Origin of the sequence: Pseudoalteromonas sp. SR41-1, assembly GCF_014164015.1 — a bacterium.
In the GTDB taxonomy this organism is placed as follows: domain Bacteria; phylum Pseudomonadota; class Gammaproteobacteria; order Enterobacterales; family Alteromonadaceae; genus Pseudoalteromonas; species Pseudoalteromonas distincta.
In genome coordinates, this window is record NZ_JACJEK010000060.1 from 1 (window position 1) to 382 (window position 382).

Here is a 382-nt window from a genome sequence, read left to right on the forward strand (position 1 = left end):
AAACGAGTCTAAAAATTCAGTTGTCCTAGTGACACATTTATGTGTCCCCATCGTCTAGAGGCCTAGGACACCGCCCTTTCACGGCGGTAACAGGGGTTCGAATCCCCTTGGGGACGCCACTTACTATTTTAAGTATTGTGTAAAGCAGTGTGACACCGCACTCTCTATGCACGACGTTATCAAGAGTACTAATCTCTTGGGGACGCCACTTACTTATTTTAATAGGGAAGTGTAGTGTTATTAAGAAAGCTCGCCTGAAACGAGTCTAAAAATTCAGTTGTCCTAGTGACACATTTATGTGTCCCCATCGTCTAGAGGCCTAGGACACCGCCCTTTCACGGCGGTAACAGGGGTTCGAATCCCCTTGGGGACGCCACTTACT

Annotated in this window: 2 tRNA genes; both read left to right on the forward strand. The window is 47.4% G+C overall.

The features are described from left to right. Positions 1-43 precede the first annotated feature (43 nt). Positions 44-119 (forward strand) — tRNA-Glu (locus H5118_RS20440). A 181-nt stretch (positions 120-300) separates the two neighbouring features. Next, positions 301-376 (forward strand) — tRNA-Glu (locus H5118_RS20445). The last annotated feature ends 6 nt before the right edge of the window (positions 377-382 follow it).